Origin of the sequence: Pedomonas mirosovicensis (assembly GCF_022569295.1) — a bacterium.
Classification (GTDB): Bacteria; Pseudomonadota; Alphaproteobacteria; order Sphingomonadales; family Sphingomonadaceae; genus Pedomonas; species Pedomonas mirosovicensis.
This window is the reverse complement of the sequence record NZ_JAKFIA010000001.1, coordinates 233,294-249,304: the sequence shown is the minus strand read 5'-3', so window position 1 is coordinate 249,304 and position 16,011 is coordinate 233,294. Positions and strand designations below refer to the sequence as shown.

The 16,011-nt window shown below is 65.2% G+C and carries 13 protein-coding genes; 6 read left to right on the top strand and 7 right to left on the bottom strand.

Annotated elements, in window-relative coordinates:
• The first annotated feature begins 32 nt into the window (after nt 1-32).
• On the top strand, nt 33-1,826 hold the full coding sequence (locus tag L0C21_RS01205; protein WP_259276640.1) for an AMP-dependent synthetase/ligase: 1,794 nt from the start codon (nt 33-35) through the stop codon (nt 1,824-1,826).
• 249 nt (nt 1,827-2,075) lie between these two features.
• On the opposite strand, the gene L0C21_RS01200 is transcribed toward L0C21_RS01205, so the two are convergent.
• Nucleotides 2,076-4,346, bottom strand: a complete 2,271-nt coding sequence (locus tag L0C21_RS01200; protein WP_259276639.1) for a TonB-dependent receptor domain-containing protein — start codon at nt 4,344-4,346, stop codon at nt 2,076-2,078.
• A 466-nt stretch (nt 4,347-4,812) separates the two neighbouring features.
• Between L0C21_RS01200 and L0C21_RS01195 the strand changes: the two genes are divergently transcribed.
• The gene (locus L0C21_RS01195; protein ID WP_259276638.1) at nt 4,813-5,583 is read left to right on the top strand and encodes a YoaK family protein; all 771 of its coding nucleotides are present in this window, start codon (nt 4,813-4,815) and stop codon (nt 5,581-5,583) included.
• A 45-nt stretch (nt 5,584-5,628) separates the two neighbouring features.
• On the opposite strand, the gene L0C21_RS01190 is transcribed toward L0C21_RS01195, so the two are convergent.
• The 4 genes from L0C21_RS01190 to L0C21_RS01175 all read right to left on the bottom strand — a co-directional run bounded on the left by L0C21_RS01190 (nt 5,629) and on the right by L0C21_RS01175 (nt 9,031).
• Nucleotides 5,629-6,030, bottom strand: coding sequence for a GFA family protein (locus tag L0C21_RS01190; RefSeq protein ID WP_259276637.1), 402 nt, complete (start codon nt 6,028-6,030; stop codon nt 5,629-5,631).
• A gap of 115 nt (nt 6,031-6,145) precedes the next feature.
• On the bottom strand, nt 6,146-7,006 hold the full coding sequence (locus L0C21_RS01185; RefSeq protein ID WP_259276636.1) for a PEP-CTERM sorting domain-containing protein: 861 nt from the start codon (nt 7,004-7,006) through the stop codon (nt 6,146-6,148).
• A 246-nt stretch (nt 7,007-7,252) separates the two neighbouring features.
• Nucleotides 7,253-8,194 (bottom strand): hypothetical protein, encoded by a 942-nt coding sequence (locus tag L0C21_RS01180; protein ID WP_259276635.1) that lies wholly within the window; start codon nt 8,192-8,194, stop codon nt 7,253-7,255.
• Between the two features lie 105 nt (nt 8,195-8,299).
• Nucleotides 8,300-9,031, bottom strand: a complete 732-nt coding sequence (locus L0C21_RS01175) for an SIMPL domain-containing protein (protein WP_259278778.1) — start codon at nt 9,029-9,031, stop codon at nt 8,300-8,302.
• Between the two features lie 205 nt (nt 9,032-9,236).
• On the opposite strand from L0C21_RS01175, the gene L0C21_RS01170 reads away from it, so the two are divergent.
• Nucleotides 9,237-9,656 carry a VOC family protein gene (locus tag L0C21_RS01170; protein WP_259278777.1) on the top strand — a complete coding sequence of 140 codons (420 nt, stop codon included), beginning with the start codon at nt 9,237-9,239 and terminating at the stop codon, nt 9,654-9,656.
• Between the two features lie 20 nt (nt 9,657-9,676).
• On the top strand, nt 9,677-10,408 hold the full coding sequence (gene gloB / locus L0C21_RS01165; protein WP_259276634.1) for a hydroxyacylglutathione hydrolase: 732 nt from the start codon (nt 9,677-9,679) through the stop codon (nt 10,406-10,408).
• 502 nt (nt 10,409-10,910) lie between these two features.
• Here gloB and L0C21_RS01160 read toward each other — a convergent pair.
• The gene (locus L0C21_RS01160; RefSeq protein ID WP_259276633.1) at nt 10,911-11,741 is read right to left on the bottom strand and encodes a tetratricopeptide repeat protein; all 831 of its coding nucleotides are present in this window, start codon (nt 11,739-11,741) and stop codon (nt 10,911-10,913) included.
• Nucleotides 11,742-11,759: 18 nt separating this feature from the next.
• The gene (locus L0C21_RS01155) at nt 11,760-12,533 is read right to left on the bottom strand and encodes an alpha/beta fold hydrolase (protein WP_259276632.1); all 774 of its coding nucleotides are present in this window, start codon (nt 12,531-12,533) and stop codon (nt 11,760-11,762) included.
• Between the two features lie 296 nt (nt 12,534-12,829).
• Between L0C21_RS01155 and L0C21_RS01150 the strand changes: the two genes are divergently transcribed.
• Nucleotides 12,830-13,843, top strand: coding sequence for a DUF481 domain-containing protein (locus tag L0C21_RS01150; RefSeq protein WP_259276631.1), 1,014 nt, complete (start codon nt 12,830-12,832; stop codon nt 13,841-13,843).
• Nucleotides 13,844-14,008: 165 nt separating this feature from the next.
• Nucleotides 14,009-16,000: a threonine--tRNA ligase gene (gene thrS, locus L0C21_RS01145; protein WP_259276630.1), complete on the top strand. Its 1,992-nt coding sequence runs from the start codon at nt 14,009-14,011 to the stop codon at nt 15,998-16,000.
• The last annotated feature ends 11 nt before the right edge of the window (nt 16,001-16,011 follow it).

Here is a 16,011-nt window from a genome sequence, read left to right as displayed (position 1 = left end):
ACGTAGCCGGGGGGAGAGTGGCAGGCGTGAACATGCGTGAAGATTGGAACAGCGTGGTCGAAATGTTCTTCGACCAGGCGGAACGTCTGGGCGACAAGCCCTTCCTGTGGACCAAGCGGGAAGGGCACTGGCAGTCGCTGACATGGCGCGAGACGGCGGAGCAGGTGGCGCGGCTGGCGGGGGCGCTGAAGGCCATCGGCATCAAGCCGGGCGAGCGCATCGCCCTTGTTTCCGAAAACCGGCCGGAATGGCTGATCGCGGACCTCGCCATCATGACGGCGGGCGCGATCACCGTGCCGGCCTATACCAGCAACACCGAGCGGGACCACCTGCACATTCTGGAAAACTCGGGCGCGGTGGCGGTGTTCGTCTCGGGCGCGAAGCTGGCGCGGTTGCTTCTGCCCGCCGTGCACCAGACCGAGTGCTGCTGCCATGTCATCGCCATGGAGCCGGTGAAAATCGGCCAGTCCTCCGTGGCGCACCTCTACGACTGGCAGACGCTGATCGCAGCCAGCACCACCACGGTTGCCGAGGCGCGCAGCTGGGCCACCTTCAAGCGGGAGGACACGGCCTGCCTCATCTACACCTCGGGCACCGGCGGCGCGCCGCGCGGGGTGAAGCACCACCATGGGGCGATCCTGCACAATGTCTCGGGGGCGGGGCATATCGTGCGCGACGACTTCGCCAAGACGGACGACGTGTTCCTCTCCTTCCTGCCGCTGTCCCACGCCTACGAGCACACCGGCGGCCAGTTCCTGCCCATCTGGCTGGGGGCGGAGATCTACTACGCCGAGGGGCTGGACAAGCTGGCGGCCAACATCGAGGAGGTGCACCCCACCATCATGGTTGTGGTGCCGCGCCTGTTCGAGGTGCTGCGCGCCCGCATGACCAAAACCATCGAGAAGCAGGGGGCCTTTGCCACCCGGATGCTGGACCTCGCCCTGCACCTGGAGAAAACCCGCGCCGAAACCGGGCAGCTCCCGTGGTGGGGCTGGCCGGCGGACCGGCTGCTGGACGCCACCCTGCGGAGCAAGGTGCAGGCGCGCTTCGGCGGGCGGCTGAAGGCGATGGTGGCGGGCGGCGCGCCGCTCAACCCGGAGGTGGGGCTGTTCTTCGCCGCGCTCGGCTTCACCCTGCTCCAGGGCTACGGCCAGACCGAGGCCGGGCCGATCATCTCCTGCAACCGGCCGAGCCGGAAGATCAAGATGCACACGGTCGGCCCGCCGCTCGCCAACACCGAGGTGAGAATTGCGGAGGACGGCGAAATCCTCGTGCGCGGCGAGCTCGTCACCCACGGCTACTGGCGCAATCCGGACGAAACCGAGCGCACCATCAAGGACGGCTGGCTCCACACCGGCGACGTCGGCCACATCGATGCGGACGGGCACATCGTCATCACCGACCGCAAGAAGGACATCATCGTCCTCGACAAGGGCGAGAACGTCAGCCCGCAGCGGGTGGAAGGCATGCTGTGCCTGGAGCCGGAAATTCACCAGGCTATGGTCTACGGCGACCGCAAGCCCTACCTCGTCGGCCTCATCGTGCCCGATCCGGAATGGGCCCACGGCTGGGCATCCCGCCACGGCGAACCGAACGCCGACCTCGCCGCGCTCAAAAAGAACCCCGGCTTCTGCCGCGCGGTGATGGACGCCGTTGATCGCATCAACGCCCGCCTCTCCGTCACCGAAAAGGTGCGCCGCATCTCGTTGGCAAGCGAGCCCTTCACCGTCGAAAATGAGCAGATGACCCCGACGCTGAAAATCCGCCGCCACAAGATCAAAGCCACCTACGGCCCGCAGCTGGAAGCGCTCTATCGCGGCGGGTGAGGGGTTTTCCTCCAGGTTGGTTTAATGGGGTTTTTTTAAACGCAGGGGGATCTTAATCCCCCTGTGACCCCTATTTGTTTTTCGGGCCGCGCTTGTTCACGGCGAGGCACCTCAATGCGCTGCCCGAAGTGGTTGGGAGTGGAACGGCGGATTTAAGAGTGGAGACGCCGAGATCTGACATCAACCTTATGCTCAATCTGCTCTCGGATACGAGATGACGGCCGGACGTCGCCGGCCGTCATGCAGAGGTCAGAACTTGTGCCGCAGTCCGAAGACGACGTTGCGCCCGCGCAGCGGCGATTGGTCCTTAACGAAGGAGGTATGCACGTAAGCCAACTCGTTGGTGAGGTTCGTGGCCCGCGCATAGAGTTCCAGGTCGTTTCCGCTCCCGATGTCGATGCGATAGGCAATGGTGGCGTTGAGCATGTCGTAGCCGTTGGTGTCCGTTTCGTAGGACGCCACCTTGTCCTGCCCGAAGGTGTGATAATACTCCACATCCGCTGAGACGGGTCCACTCGCCCAATTGAACCGCGCGCCGAGCCGTGCCGGCGGAATGCGCGGCAGATTGTCGTCTTCGCTCTCGAGATCAGCGTCGACATAGTCGCCAAAGAGGGTTACGCGCCCTTCCGGCGTGAACTGGTAACTCACCTGACCGTCGATCCCGGCAAATTTCGCCTCAGCCGCCGTGTAGACAAGAAAATTGTGCGGGACCCCGCTCTCTGTTTCAGTCTCGATCAACCGGGCGAAAACATAGTCTTCGATATCCTGGTAAAACAGGCCGACCTCGAATTCGAGCGGCCCGCCCGTCTTGCGGAAGGTCAGGTTGATCGAGTCGGTGACTTCCAGAACATCCTCGGCAGAGAGACCTTCTTCCTCGAGGAGCGGGTTGCTCGAGGCAAGTCCGAGCTCATAGCTGTTGGTGGCGAGATTGTTCCCCCGAGCATAGAGCTCGCGGACGTTCGGCGCGCGTTCGGTGTGGCCGAGCGACAGCGCTGCCGCGTAACCGCCTGCAATGTTCCAGGTCGCCCCGAACGACGCTGAGAAGGGATCGTGTTTCGCGCCGGGATTCCGCTCGCGGAAACTTTCGGTGTAGTCGTCTTCGATCACCTGGCGCCAATCGGGGCCGTAGAATTCGGCAAAGAGTTCTTCATATTGAGGCGAAAGACTGACGCGGAAGGTAGGCGGAGTAACGTCGATCTTGCGCCAGTCCTTGCGGGCGGCAAATTCAAGATCGACCGCCCCGAACGAGCGGCGCTCGCTCAGGAAGATACCGATATTCTCGGTCTGGTAATAAGGGACTCCATCCCAGCCATAGGCGTTGTCGGGAAACGGCACATGCAAGTCATCGACATTGATGCCGCTGAACGTTCCATCGGTATATTGCACGCCAAAGGTGCCGGTGAAGCCCAGCAATGGCTTGTGGGTTAGCTCCAGACGCCCGTCCCAGACTTCGTTGGTGTAGCGTGTGAACAGGAGCTCCCCGTCAATCTCGGAATGCACATAATCTGTGTAGGAGCCTCTGATCCTGACATTCTCGAAGCCTGGCAGCGGATCCGTGAAATCCGAGCGGAGATCGACACGCTCGCTGCGAAGATCGATGTAGGCGGTGTGACTATCTGGCGATCCGAACGGATCGTCGAAGCCGCCGTGCGCCTCGCAGTGCAGGTCGAGCCCATGGGTATGGCACACCCCGTTCAGATGGCTGTGGCCCGGCAGGCCGTATTCGGCATCCTGCCGCGTATAGGCTGCGCCGATATAGCCGTTGTCGACGATGAAGGATGCGCCGAAACCGTAGCTCGAACCGTCGGCGAAGGAGTCCTTGAGCTTGTCGCTGCCATAGCCATCGGGAACATCGTAGTCATCCGTGCGACGGCGCGACCCTTCCGCATGAATGGCGAGCTGGCCCATCCCGGCAGTCACCCGGCCGACGATCGTCTTCTCGTCATCGCCGGTGCCGTAGCGGGCCTCCGCCGCCCCCGTAATGCCGCCCTCGGGCAAGGCCTTGGGTACCTTGCTGTCGATCAGGTTGATTGCGCCGTTCATCGCGCTGCCGCCATAGCGGATTGCAGCCGGGCCACGCTGAACCTCAATTGCATCGAGCAGCAAAGGATCGGTGACGATCGCATGGTCGGGTGAGACAGACGCGGCATCGAATACATTAGCCCCATCAGTGAGGATTTCGATGCGCGGCAGCGTCTGCCCTCGTATGACCGGGCGCGCGGCTCCCGCGCCAAAATTGTCCATATGGACGCCGGGCATCCCTTCCAGCGTTTCGCCGAGCGTGCCGCGCTGACGATGGGCGAGATCTTCCCCGCTGAGCACCGCCACAGGTAGCGGCGTTACCTTCTTGGGTGCGGAAAGAGACTGGCCGGTTACGATGATGCGCTCGGCCTTGGATGCCTGATGCGTTTCCTGCTCGGGAACGGGTTCCTGGGCCCAGGCGACTGCGGGCATAAACGCGAGAGTGGAGACGAGCGACGATAGGCGGGCGATCGCCCGCCGGGTCCTGACAACAATCAAGGTATTCCCCCCTACTGAGTAGAATGCCAAGCGTTTATGTGATGATATATCATATAGTCAACCGCTTTCACGCGGAGCCAGCGGCACTGGGTAAATTCCGAGCCAAAAGCGGGTGCAGGCAGGAAACTAGGGCAGTTTTCGAGGCCGATTGAACGCGACTGGAACGGCCGACTTGGGCGCAAACCAGGCGTTTCAAAAGATAAGGCTTCGGTCCTCCTGAATCATACGCCCCAATAAACAAAACGGGAGGTTGCCAGGAGGGAGCTACTCGTTTGTGCGCCTTCGCGCACGGGGCTCTCCTGGCGAAAATCAGGCTTTCACCAACGCGCCCAGCCGGGAAGGCCGTGCCGCTTAACGGCTGCGTTCGGTGCGGCTTGTTGGCAGGTGCTCCGGCTGCCGTGTCCTGCTATGGTGTTCATGCAGTGTTCCGGATCTTCCCGCTGCAGGTTTCCGAGCAAGGCATCCCATGCGTTCTGCAAGCCGCAATGCACCCCTTGCCGCCGGGCTTCGGTGGCTCAACGCCCTGACCGGCGAGACACGCAGCGACAGGGCCGACATGCAGCTCGGCTGCGTGCTGGCCTTCGTGGCGGGTGCCGTCAACGCGGGCGGGCTTCTGGCGGTCGGCCACTACACCTCGCATATGACCGGCCTCGTCTCCGCCCTGGCGCAGGATGTGGCCTTCGGGGTCGTCTCCGCCGCTCTCATCGGCCTTACCGCCCTGGCGTCGTTCGTCACCGGCGCCGCCACCTGCGCCTTTATCGTCAACTGGGGCCGTCGCGCAGGCATCCGGACCTATTACGCCCTGCCGCTGCTCATCGAGGCCGCCCTTCTGCTGGTGTTCGCCCTCAGCAGCAGGGGCAGCGGTCCGGAAGGGGGCATCGCGTCCACCATCGCCCTCCTCTGCTTGCTCATGGGCTTGCAGAACGCCATCATCACCAAGATCTCCGGCGCGCGCATCCGCACGACCCACGTCACCGGCATCGTCACCGATATCGGCATCGAACTGGGCAAGCTGCTCTACTGGAACCGCGATACGGCCGTCTCTCCGCCCGTCATCGCCAACCGCGCCAAACTGCGCCTCCTGAGCCTATTGTTCCTCGCCTTCTTCTGCGGCGCAACCGCCGGAGCCATCGGCTTCCACACATTCGGGAACCAGGCCGCGCTGCCGCTGGCCTTGCTGGTCTTCCTCCTTGGCCTGCCCGCCTGCTTTCGCCGGCAAGCCGCCGCCCGCAACTGAGCCGCCGCCGCGCACGGCGGGTAAGGGCTTGGGTGTACGGTCCCGCTACGTGGCGGAGCGTTCAACCTCGTCGCCCAGTATGGCTACCCAAGGGTGCTTGCGGTGTTCGTAGACCGAAAACTTTGGCGAGGGAAACAGGGGGTCTGCGAACGCGCCGATGGGCACCGCGACGACACCGGGATAGGCTTCGTTGGTATAGGCGATCGTCGAGCCGCAATCGGGGCAGAACCGGTAGGTGGCTTTCCGGCCGCTGTCCGCCGCGCGCTGCCAGGTCTTGGCCCGGCCGGTGATTGTCACCTGAGCCTCCGGCCATCGCGCTTGCGCCCCAAAGCTGCTGCCGCTCCGCTTCTGGCACTCCAGGCAGTGGCAGACCGAAACGCGGATGGGCTCGCCTTTGCAGGTCGCCTGAAGCTGCCCGCAGCGGCAGGTTGCAGTGCGCTGCTCCATGTCTGCCTCCCAAGCCAAACAATTCCACCGGCGGCTGATCCTATCTCATGGGCAGGCTTGGGCGAAGACCTGGGATGGCGCGATGGCCTGTTTCTGGCGTGGAATGGTCCTCGGCCTATGCCGCTCTGCGGCGGCGAAGGGAGGCAAGGCCCAGCACGCCCAGCCCGAGGAGGCCGAGGGCGGCGGGCTCGGGAACGGCGCTGGGGACGAAGGCGATGCCCGCGAAGTTCTCGGCCAGCAGGCCGGAGGAGGTTGCCTCGCCGGTCACAGGGTCGATTAGGGCCAGATGGCGGGTGAAGCTGCCGTCGTCGCTCACAACGCGGATGAGGCCCCACAGCTCGCCCGTGTCCGGATCGGTCGCAAGGCCATTGAGGCCGAACACTTCGAAGCCGGGCAGGGTAACCGAAACGGTCGAGAGCGTTGCGCCGGTCGCCGGGTCGAGGACATGCAATTCGTCGGTCGCCGTCTCCTGGCCCACCTCCGCGCCATAGAGCGTGTCGCCGACGAAGGCGAGCCCTTTCATATTGTTCTCCACACCGCCGATATCGGTGGCGACGCCCGCCGGGGTGGTGTCGAAGAACTCGTCGTCCCGGTCCGTCACCAGAAACCGCCCGGTGCCGGGGTTGTAGGTCATGGCGAGGGTTTCATCGTCCACGTTCGGCCCGGTGAACTGGTTCGAGAACACGATGGTTTTGGTGTTGAGATTGATGCCCTCCCAGAAGCGGTCGCCGTTGTTGATGCCGGAGGCGTGGTACATCAGGCCATCGGCCGGATTGTAGGCGATGGTCTCCCCGTCACCGCCGTTGCCGAGCACCATGAAGAAGGTGGCTGCCGCGTTCGACGTGTCGATGGTGAACAGGCTTTCCGGCGTCGCCGAGCCGTCGCCGGTGACGCCGTACAGCACGGCCGCCTCCGCCGCCCCGCCGAACGCCATGCATCCCAAGGCGGCGAGCACGCCCTTTCTCCACTTCGTCACGGCCTGATCTCCTGGCTGTAAATGACACGTTGCTGGTTCGTGCCGCTTCCTCAGGCAAATCCCGTGCCGAAATGGCCTCGCCGTTTATTCAATGGTTTGCGGATAATTTATTGAAATTATTGTAAAAATAACTGACAGAGCGCGCTTATTAGAGCCCCGATCCGAGTGCATCAGACCGGGGCTTCTCAAGTTCCTGTGGTCGCACTTTCCTAGCCGCAGGGCGGTCCGCCCTGCTCGAGAGCTGCTCTAGTGCCTTGATGTATCGTCGCCGGCGCCGCGCTTGAGGGTTTGCTTGGCGTTGGGGCCTTCGGAGGCTTTCTGTTTTTCAAAGCCGCGGGTGTCCGCGCCGGCTTCGCGGGCCTGGCGGTCGCGCATGTCCTCGGGGCTCTCGGCGGACTGGCGCGTGCCCTTGCCGCCCGCGCCGTAGCCGCCGGCCTCGGCGGCATCCTTGCCGGTCTCGCGGCTGCCCTGGGGCAGGGGCAGGTCCTGCGTGCCGCGCGGGCGTTCGCCCTTGGCGGTGCGGCCAGGGTGGCCCTGATCGCGCGTGCCCAGCTGATCGGCCGGGGCCATGCCGCTGGTTGCGCCTGGCTGGCGGCTGGCGTCGCGCTCCGCCTCGCTTTCGCGCAGGCGTTCGCCTTCATGGGCTCCAGCGTGCTGGGTCTGGCGCGGCTGGCCGCCAAAGCCTGCCTGCGTGCCTGTGCCTTCGCCCGGCTCCAGCCCCGCGCCGGGGGTTTTGCCTTCTCCCGTGCCCTGATAGGGGGCGGAGCCCAGGTGGGTGACGTCGCGCGCCTCGGCGTGGCGGTTCTGGATGAGGTCGGGGTCGGCCCCGATGCCGCGGTTGGCCTCCTGCCCCGGCTCCAGCCGGTCGGCATTGCGGCTGGTCTCGATGTTGCGGCTCTTGTCGCCGGTATCGCTTGCTCCGCCCGCCGCCAGCGCGGACGGGTGCCCCTCGCCCTGTTGGAGGTTGGTGTTGCTGTAGGGCTGGGTCGGCGTTTCGGGAAGATCGGTGGAGGCTTCCTCGCGCGGCTCGGGCACGAACCACTTGGCCTCGGACTCCCGCGCCTCCTCCTGGTTGCGGAAGGCCTCCTTCCTTGCCTGCTTCTGGCCCTTGCTTTCGGCCGGCTCGTTCCCCGTCGTATTGACCGGGGGCTGGCCGCTGCTGCTCCAGTCTTTTGGCGTGTTCGCCATGACAACTCTCCGCTTGCCTGAACGTGACGCGAATCTTGCGCGCTTATTCAGCGGAACGGGTGCTGGCAGCGCCTGTTCCGCCGGGTGGCAAGTCGGCCTCGGGCCTTAATCCTCGAGGTAGAAGTCGATGGTCGTGACCACGCGCACCTTCTGGTAGGGGCTGCTGGATTCCTGGCCGCCTTCGCCGTCGCGCGGCAGGATGGAGAAGTAGCCCTGGCTCGCCCGCTTGATCTCGCCCACCTTCGAGCCGCTGTCCTTGGCGAACTGCTCGGCCCCGGCGCGGGCATCCTTGGTGGCGGCGGCGATCATCGCGGGTTTGATGCTGTTCAGCTTGGTGAAGCTGTAGACCATGGGGATGCCGTTGGCCTCCAGCAGCACGCCCCGGCGCACGAGGTCGCTCATGGCGGCGCGGGCCTTCTGGGCGGCATCGATGTTTTGCGTCCGCAGCAAGAGGGTCTGGCGGATGTTGATGTTGTTGCGGAGCCCAGGCGCAACCCGGTCCGAGTTATCGTAATACTGGTTCACCGAAACGCCGGTGAGGGTGATCTCATCGTCCGCGAAGCCGAAGCCCTTGAGAAAGTCCCGGATGATCTGGGTATCCCGGTCGATCTTGCCCTGCACCGCTTCCAGCTGGTGGCCGCTGGCGGCGTAGGCGATGTTCCAGGTGGCGATGTCCGCCACCACGTCGCGCTCGGCCAGCCCGCGCACGGTGACAGCCCGGTCGGCTCTTCGTGCGTTCTTGAAGCCATCGCCGATGAAGTAGCCGCCCACGCCCACGCCCAGGGCAACAAGGGCGGCGGCGCCCAGAAGGATGGCATTGCGGTCGGTCATGGTTATCCCCCTTTTCACATGCCGTTTGGGCCCTGGCATTGTTTCAACCTGGCCGAACAGCGGTTATGTCATTAAGACCCCTGTTAGATTTCTGCCCGATGAACGTTTCGGCCGCACGGACGGATCGTCCGGCATCCACCCTCTGGACCCTTCGGGCGGGCGGGCATAGAAGCCACGGACGCGTCATAAAGCTGGAGTTGAGAAAATGGGTCTGAAGTATCTTCACACCATGGTCCGCGTGTCGGATGTCGATGAATCCCTCCGGTTCTACTGCGATCTCCTCGGCCTTCGGGAAGTGAAGCGCTGGGACAACGAGAAGGGCCGCTTCACCCTCATTTACCTCGCGGCCCCCGGCGACGAGGACGCGCAGGTGGAGCTGACCCACAACTGGGACGAGAAGGGCTACACGGGCGGGCGCAACTTCGGCCATCTCGCCTACGAGGTGGACAACATCTACGAAGCCTGCCAGCGCCTGATGGATGGCGGCGTCACCATCAACCGCCCGCCGAGGGACGGCCACATGGCGTTCGTGCGCTCGCCGGACGGCATCTCGATCGAGCTGCTCCAGAAGGGCGAGGCGTTGGCCCCCGCCGAGCCGTGGGCATCCATGCAGAACACCGGCAGCTGGTAAATCATAAGGGGTGATGCGCCATGGTTGAGGTCGTCCAGATTCCGGTGCTGAGCGACAACTACGTCTACCTCATCGGTGACGAGGGCACCAAAACCTGCGCCGTCGTCGATCCCGCCGTCGCCGAGCCGGTGCTGGCGGAGGCGCAGCGGCGCGGCTGGCGCATCACCCACATCCTCAACACCCACTGGCACGGGGACCACACGGGCGGCAACGCGGACCTCAAGGCCGCCACCGGCTGCACGATCACCGGGCCACGGGGTGAAGAGGCCAAGATCCCCGGTATCGACCGCGCCGTGGGCGAGGGCGATACGGTGACGCTGGACGGCGGGGCGATGGCCCGCGTGTTCGATGTGCCGGGCCACACGGCGGGCCACATCGCCTACCACTTCGCCGAGGATAACTTGCTGTTCTGCGGCGACACCCTGTTCGCCATGGGCTGCGGGCGGCTTTTTGAGGGCACGCCAGAGCAGATGTTCACCAGCCTCGCCAAGCTGAAGGCCCTGCCGGACGAAACGCGCGTTTACTGCGCCCATGAATACACCGAGAGCAACGGCCGCTTCGCGCTGACCGTGGAGCCGGACAACGCCCGGCTCGCCGCCCGCATGGAAGACGTGCGCGCCGCCCGCAGCCGGGGCGAGCCCACCGTGCCCTTTGCCCTCGGCCTCGACAAGCAGACCAACCCCTTCCTCACCGCCAAGTCGGTCGAGGAGTTCGCCGCCCGCCGCGCGGGGAAAGACGTGTTTCGGGGGTGATTCATCAGGGGTTTCTTTTTTTGCAGGAGGGGCTTGCCCCTCCTGCACCTCCCAGTGGTTTTAACGAGCCGCGTTTCCGGGGCGTTCTGGATAAAAGTTTGTTTGATTTTTATCCAAACAGGCAAATCGCCGCTAATGGGGTTAAAACGCCCGTAGAGAGGTTTTTGCCTATCTCGGCTAGGGTGGTAGCGGGCAGGTCTGTTTTGGCGCTGTAAGGGGCCTCTACGGGGCTTTACGGGGCATCTGGGCGTGAAGTCTCGTCCCGTTTGCCCCGTGGGCTGAAAAGGGCCGCGCCTGACCCCGAATGTTGAGCGAACGCTCCTTAAACTCATTCAAGTTTAGAGAGGCGCGGGATTTGAGACGAGGCTCCATGGGCCATCATTGGGTGCGGCCCGTTCAATTCCCGCTTGTCCAGACAACTTATCCAGAGGGCGCGCCCGTCATCCCGCGCACGGCCCGATCAAACGAATGGGGGCGCGAGGGGCGGCCCCCTCGCATGACCTTAATTCGCCTCTGCGGACTCGGTGGCGGGCACCTGTTCCAGGTTGGCGCGGGCGGTGCTGGCCTGCGCCGAGCCGGGGGCGATGTCCATGATGGCGCGCCAGTCGGTTCGGGCGGCGGCGATGTCTCCGGCCAGCGCCGCGAGGGTGGCGCGCTCCAGCAGCACCTCGGGCTCCTTGGGGGCGAGGGCGACGGCCTTTTCAATATCGGCGCGGGCGTCCTGCACCTTGCCAAGCTGCCGCTGGGCGGCGGCGCGCAGCAGCCAGGCATCGACGGAGCCCGGCAGGTCGGCGACCGCCTTGTCGAGGTCGGCCTTGGCGCGCTTGTAATCCTTCATGCCGGCCAGCGCCCGCGCCCGGTCGATCAGCAGATTGCCGCGCTGCGCGCCGGGGGTGTTCTCCACCAGTTGCAGGGCGCGGCTGAAATGCTGGTAGGCGCTCGCCGGGTCGTCTGCCACGAGGGCGGCGTTGCCCGCCTGCCCGTAAAGGGCGGCGATGGTTTGCGGAATGGCGCGGATCGGCCCGCCCAGCAGCTGGTTCTTGCCGCTTTCGAGGTCGGACGCCGCCTGGGCGAAGGCGACGGCGGCGTTCTTGGCCTTGCCGCTGTCGAACAGCGCCAGCCCCAGGCAGTGCTTGGCGGGCACGCCGCCGCCCTCGTCGCGCCAGCGGGAGGCAAGGTCCACCGCCTTGGCCGGGTCAGCCCTGACAGCGGAGACGCACTCGCGGTAATGCCGGGCCGCCGCTTCCTCGGCAGGCGTGGCGGCGGCATGGGCGGTGGCGGCGACAGTGGCGGCAGCCAGCAGGGCGGAGAGGAGAACGGCGGGTTTCGGCATGGCGGCGAGATTAGCAGGTCAGTTGCCAATCGTCGCCGTCAGTTCGCCGACAACGGAGCACAGCAGGTCCAGATCCTCCGGCCGGGAGAGGCGATGGTCGCCATCCTTCACCAGATGCAGGCGCACGCTTTGGGTGGTCAGCTTCTCGGCAATCTCCAGCGCCAGCGTCCACGGCACGTCCGGGTCCTGCTGGCCGTGGAGCAGCCGCACCGGGCCGGTAAAGGCGATCGGGCCACGCAGCAGGCGGTTGTTCGCGCCGTCGTCGATGAGCGCCTTGGTGTAGATGTAGGGGTCCGGCCCGTACTCGGAGGGAATGGCCACCTGCCCGTCCCGGCTAAGCGCTTCCCTTTGCTCGGGGGTGAAGTCGGCATAAAGGCCCCAGTCGGTAAAGTCCGGCGCGGCGGCGAGCAGCACGAGCCCCTTTACGCGCTCGGGGCGCGCCAGCGCCGCCAGCAGCGCCAGCCAGCCGCCCATGCTGGAGCCCACCAGCAGCAGCGGGCCTTCCGTGCGCTGGTCGAGCAGCACCAGCACGTCGTCGCGCCAGCGGCTGATGGTGCCGTCCGTAAACGCGCCCTCGGACTTGCCGTGGCCGGAGCAGTCGAACCGCAGGAAGGCCTGCCCGGCTTTCCGACAATGCTCCTCCAGCGCCAGCGCCTTGCCGCCCTCCATGTCTGACATGAAGCCGTGGAGGAACACGACCGTGGGTCCCTTGCCCTCCAGGCGGGCATAGGCGAGGCGAACGCCGTCGCCGCGATCAACAAGGCCGTGCTGGCTGACGGATTGGCGGATCATGCGGGCTCCCTTGCTCAAGAATAGTACGGCACCGCCTTAGAGCAGGTTTCGGACGAGGTGAAAACAGGCTGCGCCAGAGAGGGAGGACAAGGAACCCGGATGGCGGGCGTGGATGCCATTTGCTTGCCGGAGGGGAACGGGAGACAACAAAATAGCATCTTTTGCCTAGCCTTTTTCGAAATATTAAAACACAAGCGTTGCTCGGCTATTGGCATTTTGCCTAGGGTATGGGCCGGGGTGTCGAATCTTGTCGGGTCAGCCTTTCCCGGCGCGTATGATAAAACAAAGGGTAGGGTATGCTTTCTACGACTCTGCGGGTCCCGGTCATGGCAGTGGGGCTGGTGGCCGCGAGCCAGGTTTGCGCTGTTGCCGCACAGGCCAAGACCGCCGTGCCGGATGCATCGGCATCTGCCGCTTCTCAGGATACGTCAGTCTCGTCCGGCGTCTCCTCCGCTTCGGAGCCAGCCGCACCGGCGGCCATGCCCGAGGCGATCGGTGCCATGCTGCACAAGGCGGCCGAGGCCGGCGACACGGGCAAGCTCGACAGCGTGGCGGATGTGGCCAAGAGCGCCTATCCCGAGCACGCCCGCCAGATCGACCACCTGGTGGCCGAGCTGAAGAACGGGCTGGAGCAGGAGCGTCGCACCGAACTGGCCGAGCGGTCGTTCGTCGAGGGCTGGAACGGCTCCGTCGAGGCGGGCCTCAGCAAGACCACCGGCAACAGCGATGAAACCGGCATCCTGGTCCAGGTCGATGCCCAGCGCGAGGGGCTGACCACCCGCCATCGCATCAATGCCCTGCTCGACCGGCAGAAGTCCTATGGCGAGCTGACCCGCAACCGTTCGCTCGCCAACTACCAGCTCAACCGCAAGTTCAATGACTGGATTTCTGTCTACGGTCTTGCCGGGTGGGAGCGCGACCGCTTCGCCGGTTACGAAAACCGTTTTACCCAGTCCCTCGGTGTGGGCTTCCAGCTGATCCAGAGCCAGCGGATGAGCCTGTCGCTGGACGCGGGCCCGGCGTTCCGCCAGGTAAAGTTCATCGACGGCACGTCGGAGAATGCCATCGCAGCTCGCGGCTCGCTGGCTTACCGCTGGGATATCCTGCCGACGCTGGTGCTCCGTCAGGACGCCTCGGCCATCATGGACACCAGCAACACCTTCACTTCCAACACATCGCTGACGACAAAGCTGATCGGCTCGCTCTCGGCCCGCCTGTCCTACAACGTGGTTCACGAAAGCGACCCGCTGGATGACAGCCTGAAGAAAACCGATACCGCCATGCGCGTGACGGTGGTTTACAGCTACTGAGCATCGGGGGACGGGCCTCCCGCGTCCACATGGGGCGGGGAACCCCCGGGCGGGTGGCCCTTGCCCCGAAATCCTTGGCCGCAGCGACACCGCATCGCTTGACTTGGCCGCCCCGGTGAATAGGGTCTGCCAGCCTTCCAGACCCTTATGGTAAAGCAGAGACTCATGAACGACGCATCCCTCCGCATCACGCTTCCCGACGGCTCCGTACGCGAAATGGCGCGGGGGACGACTCCGGCGGACGTGGCCGCGTCTATCGGCGCGGGGCTGGCCAAGGCGGCGCTGGCGGCGCGCGTCAATGGCGACCTGTGGGACCTCAACCGCCCGCTGGAGGGCGACGCCCAGCTCGCCCTCATCACCTCCAGGGACACGGACGATGCGCTCGATATCGTGCGCCACGACTTCGCCCACGTGCTGGCCGAAGCGGTGCAGGAGCTGTTTCCCGGCACGCAGGTGACCATCGGCCCGTCGATCGAGGACGGCTTCTATTACGATTTCGCCCCCGCGGGCCGCGGGCCCTTCACCGAGGATGACCTGCCGGTCATCGAGGAGAAGATGCGCGAGATCATCGCCCGGGATGAGCCCATCACCCGCGAGGTGTGGAACCGCGAGGAGGCGATCAAGCACTTCAACGAGATCGGCGAGGTCTACAAGGCGCAGATCATCGACGACATCATCGCGCCGGGCGAGCCGATCACGGTCTACCGCCAGGGCAACTGGAAGGATCTGTGCCGGGGCCCGCACCTGCCCTCGACCGGCAAGCTGAATCCGGAAGCCTTCAAGCTCACCAAGGTGGCCGGCGCCTACTGGCGCGGCGACCACCGCAACGCCATGCTGAGCCGCATCTACGGCACCGCCTGGCTGAACAAGAAGGACCTGGAAGCCTACCTCCACCGCATCGAGGAGGCCGAGAAGCGCGACCACCGCAAGCTGGGCCGCGAGATGGACCTGTTCCACCTGCAGGAAGAGGCCCACGGCTCGGTGTTCTGGCACCCCAACGGCTGGGTGCTGTGGCAGGCGCTGGAGCAGTACATGCGCCGCCGCCTGAACGACGCGGGCTACGTTGAGGTGCGGACGCCCCAGCTCTACCACAACAAGTTCTGGAAGACCTCGGGCCACTGGGCCAAGTTCCGCGCGGGCATGTTCCTGGTGCCGGACGAGATCCCCAACATCGACACCGAGGAGCCGAAGCTGGGCGAGGAGCCCGACTTCCTCGCGCTGAAGCCGATGAACTGCCCCGGCCACATCCAGATCTTCGACCAGGGCATCAAGTCCTACCGGGATCTTCCGATCCGCATGACCGAGTTCGGTTGCTGCCACCGCAACGAGCCGCACGGCGCGCTGCACGGCCTGATGCGCGTGCGCCAGTTCACGCAGGACGACGCCCACATCTTCTGCCGCGACGACCAGTTCATCGACGAGACCATCGGCTTCTGCGAGTTGCTGAAGACGGTCTACGCCGACCTCGGCTTCCCCGAGTTCAAGGTGCACCTCGCCACCCGGCCCGAGCTGCGCGCCGGCTCCGACGAGGTGTGGGATCGCGCCGAGAAGGGCCTCGAGGACGCGGTGAAGGCCGCGGGCTACGAGTATCAGGTATTCCCCGGCGAAGGCGCGTTCTACGGCCCCAAGCTGGAATTCCACCTGCGCGATGCCATCGGCCGCACCTGGCAGTGCGGCACCATCCAGCTGGACTTCGTGCTGCCGGAGCGGTTCGATATCTCCTACGTGGCGGAAGACGGCTCGCGCCAGCGGCCCGTGATGCTCCACCGCGCCATCCTCGGCTCGATGGAGCGGTTCATCGCCATCCTCATCGAAAGCTACGCGGGCAAGTTCCCGCTGTGGCTGGCCCCGCGCCAGGTGGTGGTGGCGACCATCGTGTCGGACGCCAACGACTACGCCGTCGAGGTGACGAAGGCGCTGAAGGCGGCGGGCATCCGCGCCGAGGCGGACATCCGCAACGAGAAGATCAACTACAAGGTGCGCGAGCACTCGCTGGGCAAGGTTCCCTACCTGCTCGTCGTCGGCAAGCGCGAGGCGGAGGAGCGCACCGTCGCCGTCCGTCGCCTCGGCTCGGACGAAAAGCAGCAGGTGGCCAGCCTCGACGAGATCATCGCCCGCCTCAAGGAAGAAGGCACGCCGCCCGACCTGCGTGGGTGAGGTTTTTCCTT

What these genes read in the sequence shown, in the direction of transcription:
- L0C21_RS01180 (WP_259276635.1), bottom strand. Translation starts at nt 8,194, where the DNA reads ATGGCGAACACGCCAAAAGACTGGAGCAGCAGCGGCCAGCCCCCGGTC.
- L0C21_RS01195 (WP_259276638.1), top strand. Translation starts at nt 4,813, where the DNA reads ATGCGTTCTGCAAGCCGCAATGCACCCCTTGCCGCCGGGCTTCGGTGG.
- L0C21_RS01155 (WP_259276632.1), bottom strand. Translation starts at nt 12,533, where the DNA reads ATGATCCGCCAATCCGTCAGCCAGCACGGCCTTGTTGATCGCGGCGAC.
- L0C21_RS01190 (WP_259276637.1), bottom strand. Translation starts at nt 6,030, where the DNA reads ATGGAGCAGCGCACTGCAACCTGCCGCTGCGGGCAGCTTCAGGCGACC.
- thrS (WP_259276630.1), top strand. Translation starts at nt 14,009, where the DNA reads ATGAACGACGCATCCCTCCGCATCACGCTTCCCGACGGCTCCGTACGC.
- L0C21_RS01160 (WP_259276633.1), bottom strand. Translation starts at nt 11,741, where the DNA reads ATGCCGAAACCCGCCGTTCTCCTCTCCGCCCTGCTGGCTGCCGCCACT.
- gloB (WP_259276634.1), top strand. Translation starts at nt 9,677, where the DNA reads ATGGTTGAGGTCGTCCAGATTCCGGTGCTGAGCGACAACTACGTCTAC.
- L0C21_RS01150 (WP_259276631.1), top strand. Translation starts at nt 12,830, where the DNA reads ATGCTTTCTACGACTCTGCGGGTCCCGGTCATGGCAGTGGGGCTGGTG.
- L0C21_RS01205 (WP_259276640.1), top strand. Translation starts at nt 33, where the DNA reads ATGCGTGAAGATTGGAACAGCGTGGTCGAAATGTTCTTCGACCAGGCG.